Below are 3,015 nucleotides of genomic sequence, written 5' to 3'. Positions count from 1 at the left end.
ATGCGCCGACGCTAACGCCCCTAAGGGGCTCAGCTACGGACAACGTTGGTTAGCTTGTTCGTTATGCGCAATATTTTAAATCTTAATTTAAATCTTAAAGCTAAGAAAATCTTAAAAAATTCAATTTTCTTGACTAAACTTAATTAAAAATAAAAGATCGTCGCGAAGGAAAACAAATGATTAAAATTAATTTTTTATTAATAGTATTTTCGACATTATTCGTATTGAATAATTGCGCATCATTTAGGGAGAATAATCTCCCTATTGCCCAAGAAAACGATTATAAAACAATAAAAACGGAAAAGATTAAAGTATTTAGTCGATGGACATATAATAGTACTGCTCCCGATGCCGTTTTATGGGCAGCTGCACATAAAAGTTGGTTCGATAAAGCAATTTTAGAGTCCGGCTGTTGCTCACTAGTTGAAGGACCTAAAGATGCCAATATAGTGGTCGATGGAACAGCTTATGATCGTGTTAATTACTTAAGAACAATTCCATTGATTTTAAGTTCAGCTACTCTTACTATTCTGCCATACTGGCAAACTATGACTGTTGATATCAAAGTAACAGTCACTAAAGGAAATAAACAAAATAATTACGAACTTAGGGATTCATATACAATGTTTCAATGGTTACCTATGATTGTAGTTATGCCCTTTACTGGCTTGCCAAATACAAATAGAGACGAACTATTTTTGAATACCTATCAAAATTTGGTAATTCAGATGAAAAAAAATGGTAATCTGTAAACCTTAGATAAATTCAAATTTCGAGATTTAAGGTGGGAAATGAGAAACTTTCCTGCCTTAAAAAAACTCCAGGATAATAAGAAATACTAATATATTCCTACTTTATCTGCTTTTCTCTACTCTCGCTAAAAAATACTGCGCATAACAGCGGCTTTCCGCTTCGCTTCGGCACAAGGCCTCGCTCGGCCTGCGGCAAATTGTCCTCCTGGCATTCGCTTTGCATTCGCAAGCTTCATGCCAGTCCCTAACGTCCCGTTAACGGGACTCAGGGTCGGACAACTTCGGAAAGCCTAGTTCGTTAGCCGCAATAACGCAAAAAATATATGAGACTAATTCAACAATTCCAAAGTATCGACATTACAGCCATTGATCGCTACGTTGAAGAAAAGGAACAAGAAAATCTTTTCCTTGACTTCAAAACAGCAAAAGGTGGATCACTTAGATCTGAAGATGATAAAAAAAACTTATCAAAAGCATTATCGGGATTTGCTAATTCGGCAGGTGGGATAATAATTTGGGGTGTTTTAGCAAAAAAAAATGATAACAATATTGATTGCGCAACAAAATGCGAGCCTATCCAAAACATCTCACAGTTTTACTCAAGACTAAATGAGTTAACAGGTGAGTTTGTACAACCTTTAGTTGAAAAGGTAGAACATAAAATTTTAATTTTAGATCATGCACAAGACACTGGCTTTGCCGTTTCTCTAATACCAGAAAGCCTTTCTCCTCCCCATATGGCTGTCATTGATGGAAGATATTACAAACGCAGCGGAGCTAGCTTTTATCCGATGGAACATTTCGATCTCGAAGATATGTTCGGCAGGCGTAGAAAAGCAAATTTATCACTAGCTCATAAAGTCATGAAATCATCAGGCGATGCTAGCAAAATTAATATTCAAATAATAATTCAAATTATAAATACCGGGAAAGGAGTTGCAGAGCATGTCTTACTTGAACTTAAACCTATGCTGCCTTATTCAATTTATGTACAAGGATTTGGAAGTTACAATCATGGTCTCAAAAGATTACTTCGACCACAAAATAATAATGGTGAAATTCATTTCGCTGCAACCGACGGAATTGTAATCCATCCTAACTATGAATTAGATGTAACACCAATAACTTTAACTTTATCAAGTATTGAAGATAAAATTTATCCTATCAAAATTAATTACAAATTATATACTGCTGGAACCATTGAAAAAACTGGAGTCTATGAAATTTCAGAAGAAATTCTCCGAGATGAAATAAACAAACTTTTACATTAAAAAAGGTTACTGCGGCTAACAGCGCGGAAACGCTGCGCTTCGGCACTTACGGCCTCGCTTGGTCTGCGACACATTCCCCTCCTGGCACTCGCTTGCATACGCAAGCTACGTGACCAGTCCCTAACGTCCCTTCGGGACTCAGGGTCGGGGAACGTCGTCTCCGCTAATTCGTTATGCGAAAGAGCCCAAGCTTTTACATTTCTTCTCAAAATATTATTAAAAAATACTTAATATTTTATTATTATTCTCAAAATTTAACTACATAAATCAACAAGTAACATTCAGCATTATATTTTCCGAATAGTCTAAGATAATGTTTGTTAATTTAATAATAACAGAAAGTATAAAATAATTATCAGGAGAGATTCTATGTCACGACCCGAAATTCCGAATTTAAAAACTTGGCCAAGAAACTTAAGTACATCTCAAGGTGGAGGCCTATCAACTTCTCAAGGTGGGGGTATGTCTACATCACAATACGGTGGGGCTTCAACCTCTCAGTACGGAGGTTTATCTACTTCCCAATATGGAGGAATGTCCACGTCACAATATGGTGGGCTATCTACTTCTCAATATGGCGGACTATCTACATCGCAATACGGTGGCCTATCAACTTCTCAGTATGGTGGGCTATCTACATCACAATATGGCGGCCTATCAACTTCTCAAGGTGGAGGTATGTCTACATCTTCAGGAGATACATATCTAAGCAATATTCCTCCTTGGCCTCATTTTGTAAGGGAGCTAGAAGATAGAGGATTAATTTCGGAAGCAAATTTTATCAGAAGATATCTTCCGGAATTTCTATGGCCAGAAAACTTCTTTCAATAGAAGGCTCCTTCGCATAACAGCGTGGAAACGCTGCGCTTCGGCACTTATGGCCTCGCTTGGGCTGCGCCACATTCCCTTTCTGTCACTCGTTTGCATTCGCAAACTCCGTTCCAGTCCCTAACGTCCCGTTCGGGACTCAGGGTCAGGGAACGTCGTCTCCA

The 3,015-nt window shown here is 37.9% G+C and carries 3 protein-coding genes; all 3 read left to right on the top strand.

The annotated features are described in order from the left end of the window. Positions 1-176: 176 nt before the first annotated feature. Positions 177-752 carry a hypothetical protein gene (locus tag ND812_RS18330; protein ID WP_265376757.1) on the top strand — a complete coding sequence of 192 codons (576 nt, stop codon included), beginning with the start codon at positions 177-179 and terminating at the stop codon, positions 750-752. A 323-nt stretch (positions 753-1,075) separates the two neighbouring features. After that, positions 1,076-2,023 (top strand): AlbA family DNA-binding domain-containing protein, encoded by a 948-nt coding sequence (locus tag ND812_RS18325; RefSeq protein ID WP_265376756.1) that lies wholly within the window; start codon positions 1,076-1,078, stop codon positions 2,021-2,023. Between the two features lie 369 nt (positions 2,024-2,392). Beyond that, positions 2,393-2,854: a hypothetical protein gene (locus tag ND812_RS18320; protein WP_265376755.1), complete on the top strand. Its 462-nt coding sequence runs from the start codon at positions 2,393-2,395 to the stop codon at positions 2,852-2,854. Positions 2,855-3,015: the final 161 nt, after the last annotated feature.

The sequence above is a fragment of the Leptospira limi genome (genome assembly GCF_026151395.1).
Classification (GTDB): Bacteria; Spirochaetota; Leptospiria; order Leptospirales; family Leptospiraceae; genus Leptospira_A; species Leptospira_A limi.
Note: the sequence above shows the minus strand (reverse complement) of the source record. Positions and strands in the feature narration are given on the sequence as shown.